This window comes from Empedobacter tilapiae (genome assembly GCF_004785645.1).
Taxonomy (GTDB): Bacteria; Bacteroidota; Bacteroidia; order Flavobacteriales; family Weeksellaceae; genus Empedobacter; species Empedobacter tilapiae.
On sequence record NZ_SRPE01000002.1, the window covers coordinates 112,201 to 126,610 of the forward strand.

Annotated in this window: 18 protein-coding genes; 6 read left to right on the forward strand and 12 right to left on the reverse strand. The window is 35.2% G+C overall.

Annotated elements, in window-relative coordinates:
* Positions 1–242: 242 nt before the first annotated feature.
* The 11 genes from E4J94_RS02530 to E4J94_RS02585 all read right to left on the reverse strand — a co-directional run bounded on the left by E4J94_RS02530 (position 243) and on the right by E4J94_RS02585 (position 8,287).
* Positions 243–1,049, reverse strand: coding sequence for a PRTRC system ThiF family protein (locus tag E4J94_RS02530; protein WP_135834319.1), 807 nt, complete (start codon positions 1,047–1,049; stop codon positions 243–245).
* Positions 1,049–1,771 (reverse strand): PRTRC system protein B, encoded by a 723-nt coding sequence (locus E4J94_RS02535; protein WP_135834320.1) that lies wholly within the window; start codon positions 1,769–1,771, stop codon positions 1,049–1,051. Before E4J94_RS02535 ends, E4J94_RS02530 begins: the two co-directional genes overlap by 1 nt.
* Positions 1,768–2,931: a hypothetical protein gene (locus E4J94_RS02540; protein ID WP_135834321.1), complete on the reverse strand. Its 1,164-nt coding sequence runs from the start codon at positions 2,929–2,931 to the stop codon at positions 1,768–1,770. The genes E4J94_RS02535 and E4J94_RS02540 overlap by 4 nt, the downstream gene beginning before the upstream one ends.
* Before the next feature lie 15 nt (positions 2,932–2,946).
* A complete protein-coding gene (locus E4J94_RS02545; protein WP_002978317.1) occupies positions 2,947–3,165 on the reverse strand; it encodes a PRTRC system protein C in 219 nt (72 codons plus the stop codon).
* Positions 3,166–3,183: 18 nt separating this feature from the next.
* Entirely contained in the window at positions 3,184–3,795 is a 612-nt protein-coding gene (locus E4J94_RS02550) for a PRTRC system protein E (protein ID WP_135834322.1), read from the reverse strand.
* Positions 3,796–3,807: 12 nt separating this feature from the next.
* Entirely contained in the window at positions 3,808–3,990 is a 183-nt protein-coding gene (locus E4J94_RS02555; protein WP_135834323.1) for a 3-isopropylmalate dehydratase, read from the reverse strand.
* A gap of 18 nt (positions 3,991–4,008) precedes the next feature.
* The gene (locus E4J94_RS02560) at positions 4,009–4,347 is read right to left on the reverse strand and encodes a molybdenum ABC transporter ATP-binding protein (RefSeq protein WP_135834324.1); all 339 of its coding nucleotides are present in this window, start codon (positions 4,345–4,347) and stop codon (positions 4,009–4,011) included.
* A gap of 11 nt (positions 4,348–4,358) precedes the next feature.
* Positions 4,359–4,841 carry a DUF1281 family ferredoxin-like fold protein gene (locus tag E4J94_RS02565; protein ID WP_135834325.1) on the reverse strand — a complete coding sequence of 161 codons (483 nt, stop codon included), beginning with the start codon at positions 4,839–4,841 and terminating at the stop codon, positions 4,359–4,361.
* Positions 4,842–4,893: 52 nt separating this feature from the next.
* Complete coding sequence (locus tag E4J94_RS02570) at positions 4,894–5,967, reverse strand: DUF932 domain-containing protein (RefSeq protein WP_135834326.1); 1,074 nt, start codon at positions 5,965–5,967, stop codon at positions 4,894–4,896.
* A 43-nt stretch (positions 5,968–6,010) separates the two neighbouring features.
* Positions 6,011–6,388: a single-stranded DNA-binding protein gene (locus E4J94_RS02575; protein WP_135834327.1), complete on the reverse strand. Its 378-nt coding sequence runs from the start codon at positions 6,386–6,388 to the stop codon at positions 6,011–6,013.
* A gap of 648 nt (positions 6,389–7,036) precedes the next feature.
* Positions 7,037–8,287, reverse strand: coding sequence for a site-specific integrase (locus tag E4J94_RS02585; RefSeq protein ID WP_037438455.1), 1,251 nt, complete (start codon positions 8,285–8,287; stop codon positions 7,037–7,039).
* Positions 8,288–8,653: 366 nt separating this feature from the next.
* On the opposite strand from E4J94_RS02585, the gene E4J94_RS02590 reads away from it, so the two are divergent.
* The 6 genes from E4J94_RS02590 (at position 8,654) to E4J94_RS02615 (ending at position 13,783) form a co-directional block, all read left to right on the forward strand.
* The gene (locus E4J94_RS02590; RefSeq protein WP_135834328.1) at positions 8,654–9,262 is read left to right on the forward strand and encodes a LemA family protein; all 609 of its coding nucleotides are present in this window, start codon (positions 8,654–8,656) and stop codon (positions 9,260–9,262) included.
* A 15-nt stretch (positions 9,263–9,277) separates the two neighbouring features.
* A complete protein-coding gene (locus tag E4J94_RS02595; protein ID WP_135834329.1) occupies positions 9,278–9,718 on the forward strand; it encodes a TPM domain-containing protein in 441 nt (146 codons plus the stop codon).
* A complete protein-coding gene (locus tag E4J94_RS02600) occupies positions 9,699–10,490 on the forward strand; it encodes a TPM domain-containing protein (protein ID WP_135834330.1) in 792 nt (263 codons plus the stop codon). The genes E4J94_RS02595 and E4J94_RS02600 overlap by 20 nt, the downstream gene beginning before the upstream one ends.
* A gap of 587 nt (positions 10,491–11,077) precedes the next feature.
* Positions 11,078–12,445 (forward strand): dGTP triphosphohydrolase, encoded by a 1,368-nt coding sequence (gene dgt / locus E4J94_RS02605; RefSeq protein WP_135834331.1) that lies wholly within the window; start codon positions 11,078–11,080, stop codon positions 12,443–12,445.
* Positions 12,446–12,577: 132 nt separating this feature from the next.
* Positions 12,578–13,030 (forward strand): GNAT family N-acetyltransferase, encoded by a 453-nt coding sequence (locus E4J94_RS02610; protein WP_135834332.1) that lies wholly within the window; start codon positions 12,578–12,580, stop codon positions 13,028–13,030.
* A gap of 48 nt (positions 13,031–13,078) precedes the next feature.
* Positions 13,079–13,783 (forward strand): hypothetical protein, encoded by a 705-nt coding sequence (locus E4J94_RS02615; protein ID WP_135834333.1) that lies wholly within the window; start codon positions 13,079–13,081, stop codon positions 13,781–13,783.
* A gap of 60 nt (positions 13,784–13,843) precedes the next feature.
* On the opposite strand, the gene E4J94_RS02620 is transcribed toward E4J94_RS02615, so the two are convergent.
* Positions 13,844–14,374, reverse strand: coding sequence for an RNA methyltransferase (locus E4J94_RS02620; RefSeq protein ID WP_038332036.1), 531 nt, complete (start codon positions 14,372–14,374; stop codon positions 13,844–13,846).
* Positions 14,375–14,410: the final 36 nt, after the last annotated feature.

Sequence of the window (14,410 nt, forward strand, 5' to 3'; positions counted from 1 at the left end):
TCAGGCGACGTTCTTTTGCTTTTCTTTGGTCGCTGTGTGAAAAGAAAAGAAGTCATTACCAAAAACAAAAAATGGGATACTGAATATCCCACGCAAAAAACTCGCAACCTGTTTGGTAAAATGTAAGGAAAGGGAATTGTGGGCCGGTGCATTTTTGCAAAGTGATTGCATCCTCTTTAAACCGCAAAAATGCGTTTCCGACCGTAGCGAGGAATTGCATTTTTGCCCCCCGATTTCGGCTTTTAGGCAACTTTTATCGGGTGGGTGCGGAAATCTTTCAGATTGTGAAAAAATCCTTTGTATTCAGTCATTCCCCTGCGAAACAAGTTCCATAACAAAGAACAACCCATTTGTGTAAGCGATGAATTGATAAACAAATCTTGGTGTTCCAGCGCTTCGGCAAGTGAGCAACTTGGCGTGCTGTCCTCTTGTTCGGATTGCTTCAATAGTTCGCCAAATTCATCGGTAACAAATGGCAGGCTTGTCACCGTTTCATACTTTTCAGAATTGGGTTGCTTTATCTCTCCGATAGTAGATAGTATTACTTGTCCTGTATCTTGACTGTTGCCAAAATCCAACCAATATTTTGGCTCGTCTTGATAGTGTCTGCGGTAGCTTATTTCTTTAAGAATTTCAGCAACGCCAAACCTTGCCCGTACACTGTCCACACAAGTGATGGTAATGACTGCCCTTGCTTCTTCGGGCAATCTGCCAAACTTATCCTTTTCAAATTTTACCGTTTTGGCTTTCCAATTCGTACCTGCCCAACGGTTGCAACGATTGATTAAAGCAACGGATTTGTATAATCCTGTTTCACTTTCTGCAAAACGCTGTCTGCCTAAATTGGCATTCGTTATAACATCATCATCCCAAAGGCGGACTTGCAACCCTGCGTGTCCTAATGCTATCAAACTTTCGTTTATTTCCATTAAAGCGGTCAATACTTTTGAGCCTGTACCACCTGCTCCGATAAGGTTTACCGAAATCGGATTGGGAGGATTGAGTAAATAGTTGTCCGTAAAATGAACTGCTGTTTTTGTCGTATTCATCACAATAGATTTTTAAGGGCTTTATTATTCTTTTTCAATACCTCTTTAGGAAAGGGTTTATCCGTATTGATAAGGTCTTTCCAAAGGGTTACAATATTTTTTTTCGTTAAGTTTTCGCATAATGAATGACTGAAATAAGAATTGAAAAAATAATGTTCCCACGCATGTATAAATTCCTCAACCGAAGCCGAATTTTTAATGTCAATACTCACCGTACCCATACATACATTGCCCTTTTCGTAAATATTGAAGAAAGGTGCATAATGCAAAGGTGCTTTTTCGGTGGGTCTTCTGTCGCTTGCCAAAGCAAATAACGTAAGACTGCTTTTGCTTGCCAACCAAAGCATTGGCGGTACTTGTGCCATTCCGCTGGGTATGCCCAAACTATCCACAAAATACAGTTTCCGTTGTTGTGTTTTGGTGTACCAAAGTACCGTACCTTTTTCCGCATTTGGATTGATGTGTAAGATATTGGTCGGCAAAATTCCTTTTGGTTTTAAAAAAGCTTGGTTCTTTTCTTCATCGGTCTGTAAGGAATTGGCTAAAATATTGGCTTCTTTTACGGTTAATGGATGGGCATTGATAGGCGTTCCGTTGATGTCCATATCAAAATGCTCAACATACATATCGTTTTCTGTTCCTTTGGTTTCATAGAAAACCAAAGCGGATTTTGGATAGTACAATGTGCCAAAATGGTCTTTTATATCTGTTGTTGTATTCATTTTTCTATCGTTTTGTATTCGTATAATATTCCACTCAAATCATTCAATAAACCAAACAAACGGTTTTCAAAATCAAGATTGGCTGTTGGTATTTCGCTTCCGTCAAATCGCTTGGAAATGGTAGGTTCTTCCATTGCTCCGTACTCGTTAAATTCATTGTTGATGGTATCTGAAAGGCTTTCGTATAACCAGCCTCTGGTATCTGCAATAAATGAAATGTACTTTTCCATTCCGATTACTTCATTTTCGTCATCATCATAAGGGTCTTTTTCAGGCAATGTTGCGTTGCTGAAAATAGTGGTGTTCGGATATTCTGTACAAAGGGCAAACGCATTACAAGCCACTTGCCAACATTCCTTGTCGAACATATCAACACTTTTAAATCGGTTCAAACGCTGTTCAAATACCTTTAGATTAGTTCGATTAAATAGCTTTTGTTCTATTCTATCGCCAATGTATTCGGCATTTCTCAATTCACTTTTATAGCTTTCAGTTTCTTCCGTTTCCTCGTCCTGTTCCACCCAATCGTTCATCATTTCGTAAAGCCAATACAAGTAACTTTCTTCCTGCCTGTAATACGGAATTTGAGCGATATGATACAGATAACTACATACCGATAGTAAAAGCTGTGCGGTCTTTTTACGCTTTGGGTCTTTGAGCATTTTAAAGAGTGGCACAACGGGAATGTAATACAAGGTTGTTCCTGTGTTGTATCGTTCCTCGCTTATAAAATAGGTTTTCCTGCTATCCTTTACCAATCTGAAACCATCCCAATTGCTGTTGGTACGCTTTACTTTGTTTTCCATATCCCACATAGCCAATGTTATATTGTAGGGAAACTTAAAACTGTTGGTCTGCATTGGTTCAATCCTGTAATGCTTGGCAAGTTTGGAAAGGGACTTGTAAAAATCCCTCTCCGTTTTCTGACAAGCCTGTACGGATGGTGCTGTTTTTAGTTTGGGCAGAAACGTACACTTTAGAATACCATTGGTAGCATTGCTATTGGTACGGATTTCTTCTTGTCTTTCTGCACTTGGTTTGCGTCCTTTGGTCTTTGTAGCCAATTGGTGAACTCGCCTAACTGTCGGTGCAATTGCCGTTGTCGTTTCTGTTCGGGTATGCTGATAGTTCCCGATATGATGTTGCGTTGCATAATTCATCGCTTTAATATTTGGTTAACCTTTCGTACCCATTACACTCTCAAACTTGTACTCGACTGCATCGTCTTTTATTTGTGGTGCAGATGCTTTTGCCGTTGTCAAAATCGGGTACATATTGGCGTAAAAATTCATTACGGCTTCCACGCTCCAACGTGGTTCGGGGTCGGTCAGTCTGATGTCCTGTCCTTTATCTTTGAGTATAAAAACTCTTTCTAATTGCGTTGCTAATAACATAATGTTCTGTTTTAATGATTAATATTCGTTTTCATCTTCGTGTGTTTCATCAATAGGATAATCGGCAGTAACTTCTTCCGCTTCTAGAAGTTTGGGTTTTGTTTCGTCAATTGCTCCGAAAAGGCTCGGTGTTGCGAATTTGTCGGATAATGCTGTTTTGCGTTTGCGTATCTCGTCTGCTTTTTCGGGAAACTCCGTTATATCGGGAACTTTTATCCACGCTTCACGAAATTTGCCCTCTTTTTCCAACTCGTCCGCCTTTGCCATTGCATCTTTAAACTTCTTGTCTTTGACTTCTTTTTCTTTTTTCTCTTTTTCGGTTTTCGCTTTCTCGATTGCCGATTGTGCTTTGGCTTCATCAAGTTGCTTTTGAAATTTCTCCATATCCACCATTAAGCCCGATACCTTTTGTATAGGTGTGGTCATCTGCTCAAAAAATCCCTCGTCAAACTCCTGGGGTGTGGCGTTAAAGGTCAATGGTGGAATTAGATTTTTTGCACTATCTCCACACGCTTCGTTGTTGAGCAATACTGTTACAATTAGGTTGCTTTCTATTCCTTTTGAAATGTTCAGTTGCAATACTCCTGTAAAGTCTAACTGCTGTATCTGATTGAAAAAATTGGTGTTCATTATTCTTAAATTTTAATTGTTAATACTTTTTTCTTTTTTAAGTTTCTCGTGCATATCTGCCCAATAATCCTGTCTTTCCTTGTCGGTTTCTGTTGGTGGGTTGTGCTGATATTCTTTATACCAATCTATTTGCTGAATAGCTTTTATGAGGTCGGTAATTTCAATCCAATTCCCTTTTTTATCTATGATTTTCATCGTACTTGGCTTTAAATGTTATTTGCTGATTTCCGCTATTTGGTCAATCCTACAATAGATGATACTTCGAAGACTTGTTTTATCGGGAGCGTTGTATTCTGCCCAACTACCGTACTGCTTTACGATATAGGATTTTAAAACATCCTCAAAACCAAAGCGATAACCCATAAGCGGTACGGCTCTTTTGAAATAAGCATTTCGGTTTACTGCTTCGGCAAGCCAATTTTTTTCGGCTCGGTTCAATTTTTCGCCTTTGTTCAGTTTTTCCCTTAATAAGTAAACCTTTGCATTTTGCAGGGTTGCCAATTCGGGTACATCTTGGCGTACAAACTTTGTAGCTATTGTTCTTGTTTCCATTGCCTTTGGTTTTAAGTTTCTTGAATTTTAATTTTCCTCTCCAACAAGTTTTCTAATATCTCGTAATCGCTTTCGTAAGCATTACCCTCAAAATGGTAGGTATCGGTTTCTTCATCAAACTCGTATTGTTCAAAATCTTCGTCTTCCAAATAAACACCTGTGAGTAGCTTGTCATAAAATGTTGCCCTGCCATATACAAGATTGCCCATTTCTTCATAATCGTATGTAAAGTTCACTTCGTAATGTTCCGCTATCTTTTGAATGATTTCCATATTGGGCGACCATTTTGTTTCATACTGAAACTGCCCTTCATCGCCATCATTCCAATAGATATTGAAGAAATAACCACCATTATCTTTAGAAATAAAATCGGGTAGTTGCCCTTCTTCGGATTTTTCTTCCTTTTCCTTCATTGATTGAAAAAGTTCCTGTATTGCTGTGATTGTTTCGGGTTTCCCCTCGAATACAACCGTATTACTGCACCAATTTGCCATAACTTTTGTTTTTAGTAGGCTACCACCGATTAAAGCGGTAGCCTGTTTTTATTTAATTAAGGTTTAGGATTTCTGCACCATCTAAAGCAAAACCATTACACAATTCAAATGCTTTCTGTGATTTGAGTTGAGCAGTACCACCCAATACAATGCTCTGCAACTTGGCTTCATCATTCTTGTAATTTCTTACGTTCTGATAGTAACCTGTAACCGCATTATAAGCTCCGAACAATGTTCCTTTTGTCGTATCCATTTGTTGGGTGTCGCTTATCATTGCGTATGCAAAAGCATCTTCAACGGTGTTTTTGAACACGGTTGAAATTTCATCTTCCGCACCTTTTTTGATTAAATCAAAGGTTTCCTTATTCGGGCAAAGTGCCAATTGAATTAGCTTTTTAACCTCTCGGTCTGTTACCTTTACTTTTGCCCATTCATTGAAAATTCCCTCTAATTGGTTGCTCAATGTGTTGGCAAGTCCCATAATCTTGTGAGCGTTCTCGATACGTCCTTTTGCTCCCGAAGTGTGTTTGATACGGACAACATTGGTCATATTGCGTAATGAAGCGTTTAAGGTATTTTGGCAAACGATACGGATTGGTGTAAATGCGGCTGTGATACTTCCGCTACCATCGTGCGAAGTGGTTAGGAAAATGTATTTTTCCGTAACATCATCGCCATTGCCTACACGGATATAGTCAGGCAGTTTGGCTGTGATAAAAATACGTTCTCCGTTGCCTAATGCTCCTGCGGTTTCGTACAGAATGCCCTCGCCACCACCTACAATAGCATCAAAGAAATTAAAGGCTTCACGGTTTTGTACGATATGGTAATCCTTGCCGACTACTCCCAATACCTTATTGTTATCAGTGCGAATGTTGGCGAAATAGTTAGGTACTTCTAATTCGCTACTGCCTATCTCTATACCGTTAGCCGTTTCGATAATGCCCGAACCTTTGGTAAAAAGTGGGGATTTTACGACTTCGTAATCTAACCCTGCGTGTTTGATAGCTTCCTCGCTTGTCGGGTATTGCTCCACGATTTGCCCCAAGTTGTGCCATGCTTTTTGTTGTACGCTAAAAAATGAATAACGTCCTGTTCTCTCGTTAAAATTGATATTATGTGCCATAATGTTAGAAATTTTGATGTTAAAAATGATTGAATGTTCTTGATTAAAATGGGAGGTCGTCTTCTGCCTTGCTATTGTTTGTGCTTGTGGTAGCTTGTGCCGTTTCCGATTTTTTGCCACCTCCGTGCAATTTGATTTGAGAGGTATGGAAATTCAGTCCTGCTCTTGGTTCTCCATCATTACCTGTCCACGCTCTTGTGCTTACTCGTCCCGATAGTTCTACCAAAGTACCTTTTGTGAGTAGCTTGGCTACATTCGGGGTTATCCAATAGGAGCAATCGAAATAGGTTGTTTGCTCTATGCGTTCGCCCTGTTTGTTACGGTAGCTGTCGTTGGTCGCTACTGAAAAGTTTACTACTTGTTTGTCCTGTGACGTTGTGCGTACTTCCGCATCCCTTGTCAATCTTCCTGTGATGTTCATATTCTTTAATTTTTAGTTATTGATTTTGATTTTTTTTGATTTATTCGGCAATGAGAGGAGGTGCTGTTTCGTTTCATTACCATTTCCAATGTTTTTAATCTTCATATCTGACATTTTTTTTTATTCGTTTAAAGAGCCGGAGTATGCTATGTTTCGTTTCACGAGCATAAAAGGTTCGTGTTTAGCATCACCAAGGTTTTGGAAAAAAATACTACCCAACGGGTGGAGATTATTTTCCAAACTTGCTTGACATTTGTGATGCGTTAAGAACACGGAAATACCTTTGCTCTTGAAATGGGACAAAAAAGCATACGGGTCTTTGGATAAAATGAATGTGGAAGCCAAGAAGATGGCATTGAGAAATGGTTTACAATGAATTGAAATAACACTTCCAATTCGCTGAATTTTTAAAACACTTTTTTAAAGCGGTGGGGCTATCAAAGCCACACTAATAGAGGATTAAAAAATTGTATTTGTGTGGGAGGCGTAGATGGCAACATTTTTTAATCTTCTGTTCCAGAAGTAGCCGAAAAGCTCTTTTACAGAAAGGGAATAGCAGAGCGAAGTAAATGTGCTTTGGCTATAAAATATGGGCATAAAAAAAGCAGAACCGTTAAGTTCTGCTAGTAATTATCAAATTGTGATTAACTATATAACCTGTAAAAACGCTTCTTCAATCTCCTTAAATTTAGGAGCTACTAAATCCATATCCTTACTAATCTTTTGGCTGGTAATTTTAGCATAAATCTGTGTAGTTGAAATGTTTTTATGTCCCATCATTTTGCTAAGGCTTTCAAGAGGTACGCCTTCGGTCAAAAACATCGTTCCAAATGTGTGTCTTGCGGTGTGAAAAGTTACTTTTTGTTCTGTAATAATTTCAGCTTTTTCAATTAATTTGCCAATGTGAGTATTGCAGGTTACATTAGTTGGAACTGGAAAGATAAACTCATTACGAGTGCTACCGAGGTATTTTTCTATAATACGTTTTGGGATTTCCATTAATCGAACATTAGAAGCAATATCTGATTTTTTTCTTCTGCTGATGATCCATTGATGGCCATCGAAGAAAGACTGAATATTGTTCCTTGTTAGTTTTTTAATATCCGCATAAGCAAGTCCGGTAAAACAACTGAAAATAAAAAGATCTTTCACAAGCTCATACCGTGGGTGGGGCGGTGCACACATCATCAGTTTTTCTACATCTTCTTTAAGAATATAACCCCTGTCGGTTTCTTCCATATTAATTTCATAATCTTGAAACGGATTATCACGTATCAAACCTTTTTTTATAGCCAATTCTACCAGACTTAGTACGGGCATCGTGTAAACCCAAACCGTATTATGTGTAGATTGTAAATCGTACCGAAGATAAAAATCGAATTCCCTAATAAAATCTCCAGTCAATTCCCGAAAGGCCATATCATCACGATGATAGCGTTCTTTGATAAAAGTGGTAAGATGATTATAAACCGTGATGTACTTGTTGTAGGTGCTTTGTGAACGTTCTTCCTTGTCAACCAATTTTTTAAAATCCTCATTTTTATCGTTAAAGACTTTTAGAATTGCATCATCCATTACACCAACACCCAAGAATGAGAGCTTTACTTTTTGGGAAGTAGCAAAGCCCTCGTGTTTCAGCATATCTTCATAAATTTTGTCGATACGCCCACGTATGTTATCCAACTTTTTATTAATATTTAAAGCTGTTGCGCTTTTGCCCTCAACTCTTCCATATTTTAGATCCCAATTGCTAGGGTCAATTTCTAACTTTGTCCCAAAAGTTTTAGGTGTTCCGTCAATGGTAATACGTGCCATAATTGGAGCATTACCATTTTTTTTCAGTTCGTTCTTTTTCAAGTAGAAAAGCAGTTTGAACGTTGATTTTTTTGTCTGCGTCATAACTCAAATGTTTAATGTTTAAAATTAATTTACATTGAGTTACAAGGAAATATAAAAATAAGTGCAAAACACTGAAATATAACCGTTTAAGCTAATAAGGAACCTCTATTAATCGGTAACGAATTAGTAACTTAACTTTGTCATTTCAAGCCCAAAATCTATCAGACACCGATTTCCAAATAAAGACTACTTCTTTATAAAACATTGTATAGCAACGGATTTAATCGTTTTGCTTACTTTTGCTTTTTACTAATCTTTTTTAATAGAAAAAATAATATTTAGCCGAGTTTGTAAGCTCGGCTTTATTTTTGTTAAAGTAAATTGAAAAAATACTATTTTTACGTAATAATAAATTGAAAAAATACTATGAAAAACAAAGGATGTCTTATCGGTGGTGGTTTTTTAGCTGTCATTGTAATTGTCGGATTATGGTTAATGTCTGTTTATAATGGATTAGTACCTATGCAAGAAAATGTTACTGCTCAATGGTCGAATGTAGAAAATACATACCAAAAACGTTCTGATTTAGTAAATCAGCTAGTAGGAACTGTAAAAGGAGCTGCAAACTACGAAAAAGAAACATTAACAGCAGTTATAGATGCCCGTGCAAAAGCAACTTCTAATCAAATTAAAATTGATGATCCAAGCCAATTAACACAAGAAAATATTGCTAAATTTCAAGCAGCTCAAGATCAATTAGGATCAACATTAAGTCGTTTATTAGTCTCTGTAGAAAAATATCCAGAATTAAAAGCTGTAGCTGGCTTTACGAACTTACAAGCTTCTATAGAAAGTATGGAGCAAGAAGTTTTATTTGAAAGAAAAAAATACAACGAGGCTGCAAAAGTATATAATACTAAAATCAAAACATTTCCAACTAATATGATGGCTGGAATTGCAGGGTTTACACAGAAAGGATATTTCGAGGCTGCAGCTGGAACTGAAAACGCTCCTACTGTAGATTTTTCTAAATAATAAATTATCATCATTATGGGAAAAAAGAAACATGAATTTCTTTCTTCAAAAGATGAAAAAAAAATAATCGAAGCCATTCAAAAAGCGGAGAAAAATACAAGTGGAGAGATTCGAATTCATATTGAATTCGAATCTTCTCTCAATCATTTTGACAAAGCTTTAGAAGTTTTCGAGCAATTGGAAATGCATAAAACCAAAGATAGAAATGGTGTATTGTTTCATGTTTCGCCAACCGATCACAATTTTACAATTGTAGGAGACGAAGGAATTGACAATATAACGCCAGACGATTTTTGGGAAGATATAAAAGCAGATGTTGTCAAGCATTTCAAAAAAGAACATTATGTAAAAGGGCTTTGCAAAGGAATTAAGAAAACTGGCAAAGCACTTAAGAAATATTTTCCTCATCAAGAGGATGATACAAACGAATTACCAGATGAAATTAGCTACAGTTAAATACTTTTTTCTAACTTTTTTTCTTTCCATTTTAACCGTTTTTGGGCAAACGCCTGATGAATTGGTTAATATGAAACATCCGCCTAAAAAGCTTGTGCAAGATTATGCACATGTTTTTGATGCAATGCAATTGGATGAATTAGAACGAAAATTGGTAGCCTATGATGATTCAACTTCTACGCAAATTTTGGTGTTAACAGTCGAGTCTTTGGATGGTTATCCGTTAGAAACTTTTGCGAATGATATTGGTCAAAATTGGGGAGTTGGTACACAAGGCAAAGATAATGGAGTGGTAATTGTTTTGAGTGAACAAGATCGTAAGATTACTATCAGAACAGGCTATTCGGCTCAGATTTATCTACCACCAAGTGTTAACAAATCAATTATTGACAATGTTATTATTCCGTATTTCAAACAAGGCGATTACGCTGGCGGAATAAATGCTGGAGTCAATTCTATTTTTCAAGCTTTTGCAGGAAAATACAAACAAGACAAACCAAAATCGCAAGAACCAGATATGGATTGGTTTGCATTGATTTTTGCCATAGGATTTTTCATTTTTATCTTTATTATTATATCTAAAGGTAAAGGAGGAAATAATGGAGGAAATGGTGGTAGACGAAGAAGTTTGTTGGACGATATTATTATTATGAATACTGGAAGTTCAATTTTTGGAAGTGGAAGCTCTTGGGGAGGATCATCTGGCGGAGGCGGCTTTGGTGGCTTCGGAGGTGGAAGCTTCGGAGGTGGAGGTGCTTCTGGTAGTTGGTAATGATTTTTATATGAATAAAAAAATACTTATTCTTTTAGTTGCAATTATAGCGTTCTTAAATATCTTTTTTTATTTCGGGGCATTATATTTTAATTTAAAGTATCCATTGTATGGTAATAGTAGTTTTAGTTCTAATATAATTGTGTTTTTTTCTATATTAATAAGTATTGTTTTAGCATTTGTCTGTAGAAAGATACCTATTGCATTTAGGTTTTTAATTTTTATATTATGTTTTTGTTTTATTTACTCTGTCTCGATTATATTTTTCAAGGACTTTTATATTAATGTAGATAAAGCTTTGGCAATAAATTATCCAATTAAGAATGCGAGTAAATATTATGATCACAATGATCCGATAATAAAATTAGAAGCTAATAATGGTAAGATTTATTATTATTTTCAAAAAACTTCGTTAGGAGATATTGAGATACCGAATAATGAAGTTGAAAATATAAGACTTAAAAAAAGTATTTTTGACTCTGAAGTATTATACTATTATATCAAATAAAATCAAAAATCCGAACGAAACCGTTCGGATTTTTTTAGGACTAAACATTATTCGTTAAATTCGTTTTCTAAATCAGTTTATGGAACTTCTAAATCATATTTATACCAATCAACGCAGTAATACAAATAATACTTCTGATGCGAGATCTGAATATCAGCGTGATTATGATCGTATTATTTTTTCGTCTGCGTTTCGTCGTTTACAAAATAAAACACAGGTTTTTCCATTACCAGGAAGTGTTTTTGTTCATAATAGATTAACGCATTCGTTGGAAGTTTCTTCAGTTGGACGTTCGATGGGAAATTTGATTGGAAAGTTTATTACTGAAAATTATCAATTGACAAAAGAGTCGCAAGAATTTTATAAATATAGTATTCACGATGTTATTTCGGCGGCGTGCTTGTGTCACGATATCGGAAATCCAGCTTTTGGACATTCAGGAGAAGATGCTATAGCATCCTATTTTGATCGTCATGAAACAGATTTGAAACCATATTTTACTGAAGCTGAATGGGCTGATTTAATCAATTTCGAAGGAAATGCAAATGCAATCCGAATTTTAACACAACAACAAAACGGAAAATCGGAAGGTGGTTTACGTTTGACGTATTCTACTTTGGCTGCTATTGCAAAATATCCATGTGAATCGGTTGCAAAAGATAAAAGTCAATTGCATCGAAAGAAATTTGGATTTTTTCAGGCGCAAAAAGAAGCATTCATTACGATTGCTGAAAAAACAAACATGATTTTGGAACAAGATTCGCCAATTATTTACAAGCGACATCCGTTTGTATGGTTGGTTGAAGCGGCTGATGATATTTGTTATTCGATTATCGATGTTGAAGATTCGCAACGTTTAGGAATTATTGATCACGATAAATGCCGAAAATTATTCTTGAATTTAGTTGAATCTTTAGATCCATCTCAAATTGATAAAACAAAAAATACATTGAAATCGATTTCAGATAAAAATGATAGAATTGCTTACTTACGTGCAAAATCAATTAATTTGTTGACTCAAAAATCGGTTGAGGTTTATCAAAATAATTTTGATCAGATTGTAAAAGGAGAATTTAAAACAGCTTTATTAGATGTTATTAAAAATGAAACAGAACAAGTAACAAAAAAAGTTTTGGACGAAATTCAACGTTTCTCGATTGAAAATATTTACAATCATCGTTCTGTTCTCGAAATTGAAAATGCAGGTTATAATGTAATGTCTGAATTACTTTCGCAATTTATTCCTCCAATTTTAAAAGATGAAAAAGAACGTAAAACGTTTGAGAAAAAAGCCTTGCGTTTAGTTCCTGCTCAGTTTTTGTACGAAAAAGGAACTAAGTATCAAAAGGTAATGGGGATTTTGGATTATGTTTCGGGAATGACTGATAATTATGCAACTGAATTGTATCGTCGTATCAAAGGAATTGAAATTGGAATGACAATTTAAGTTAGAAATTCGAGGAGAGAATTCCAGAGCTTGTCATGCTGAACTCGTTCCAGCATCTCATAACAATGAACGTATTTGTCATTCTGAGCTTGTCGAAGAATCTATAAGTAGAAAAAATAACATCATACAATAATGAAAAATGTAATAATACGAGAGGCAAAAAAAGAAGACTGTCCTCGAATTTTGGAATTAATTAGAGAATTAGCTTTGTACGAAAAAGCACCAGACGAAGTAACAGTAACCTTAGAAGAAATGGAAGAATGTGGATTTGGAGATAAACCAGTTTGGGGTTCTTTGGTCGCAGAAGTGGATGGAAATGTAGAAGGAATTGCGTTGCATTACGATCGTTATTCAACTTGGAAAGGACGCAGATTATATTTGGAAGATTTAATCGTAACCGAAAAAATGCGCGGTTCTGGAATTGGTAAATTATTATTGGATGAATTAATTGTTTACGGAAAAGCGAATAATTACCATGGAATGGTTTGGCAAGTTTTGGATTGGAATGAACCTGCAATTAATTTCTACAAAAAATATAACGCTGATTTTGATCCAGAATGGATTAATGTTTCAGTGAATTTTTAAAACTTTTAGATTTATATATTTTGTATTATTGCAAAAATTAATATGAATATGAAAAACTTATTTTTGACTTTATGTCTGTGCTTTTCGGCGAGTTTATTTGCCCAAGAAATTAATTTCTCTACTATAAAAAATGGAGAAATGATTTTGAAGAATAATCAGAAAATTAAATTTAGTTCTTTAGAAGAAGAAGGAGATAAAATCTATTTTTTTAATTTAAGTAGTCAACAACGAGAGCATTTATATAAAAGTTCAATCTTATCAATTGATGGAATTGCTTTGACAGATAAATATGATTTAAAAGAAAACAATTTAACTAAAGTGTCTAAGCAGGTTTATCAGCTTGAATATATTAATAGTAGAAATGTTTTATTAGATGGAAAAAAATTATCTAAAGGAGAGTTAATTAATATTCTTGAATCTGATAATAAAGCACTACAACAATATAAAAATGGAGTGACACAAAAAAATATTGGAACCATTTTAATAGGTGTTGGGGCTGGATTATTTGTAGGAAATGGAATTGCAAATGTAAGTAGTGCTAACTCAGGAGAAGAAAGAAATAATACTTCAATTTTATTTTTTATAGGAGGAGGATTGGCAGCTTCTGGTATTGTTTTGAAAATTATAGGAGCTAATTCGGTTAAAAACTCTATTTCAACTTATAACAAGCAAAATTTAGCTTATAATAAATCAAATCTAGATTTTAAATTTTTAGTTTCTAATAATGGAGCTGGATTAAGATTAAATTTTTAATAACAAAAAACTCCAACTTGATGAAAAGTTGGAGTTTTTTGTTTTGTTTATTGCTTACCGCTATTTCATAAATCCTTCATACCATTTCCATAAAATAATACCTGTACAAACAGAAACATTTAACGAATGTTTTGTTCCAGATTGTGGAATTTCGATACACGTATCACATTGATCAATGATTGATTGTTGTACACCATCAACCTCATTTCCCATCACAATTGCATATTTCTGAGATTGGTCAACTTCAAATTCATTCAACAAAACAGAACCTTCGGTTTGTTCAATCGTTACAATTTGATAACCATCTTCTTTTAGTTTTGCAACCAATTCATTCGAATCTTTTACATATTCCCAATCAACAGAATTTTCTGCACCAATTGCAGTTTTATGAATTTCTTTATGAGGCGGAGTTGCTGTAATTCCGCACAAATAAATTTTATCAATTAAAAAAGCATCAGAAGTTCTAAAAACTGCACCAACATTGTGCATACTTCTCACATTATCTAACACCACAACAATCGGATGTTTTTCAATAGCTTTATATTCTTCCGCAGAAACGCGACCTAATTCGTCTAATTTTAGTTTTCTCATCACTTCGTTTTTAACTAACTTAGCTGTTCAAAATTT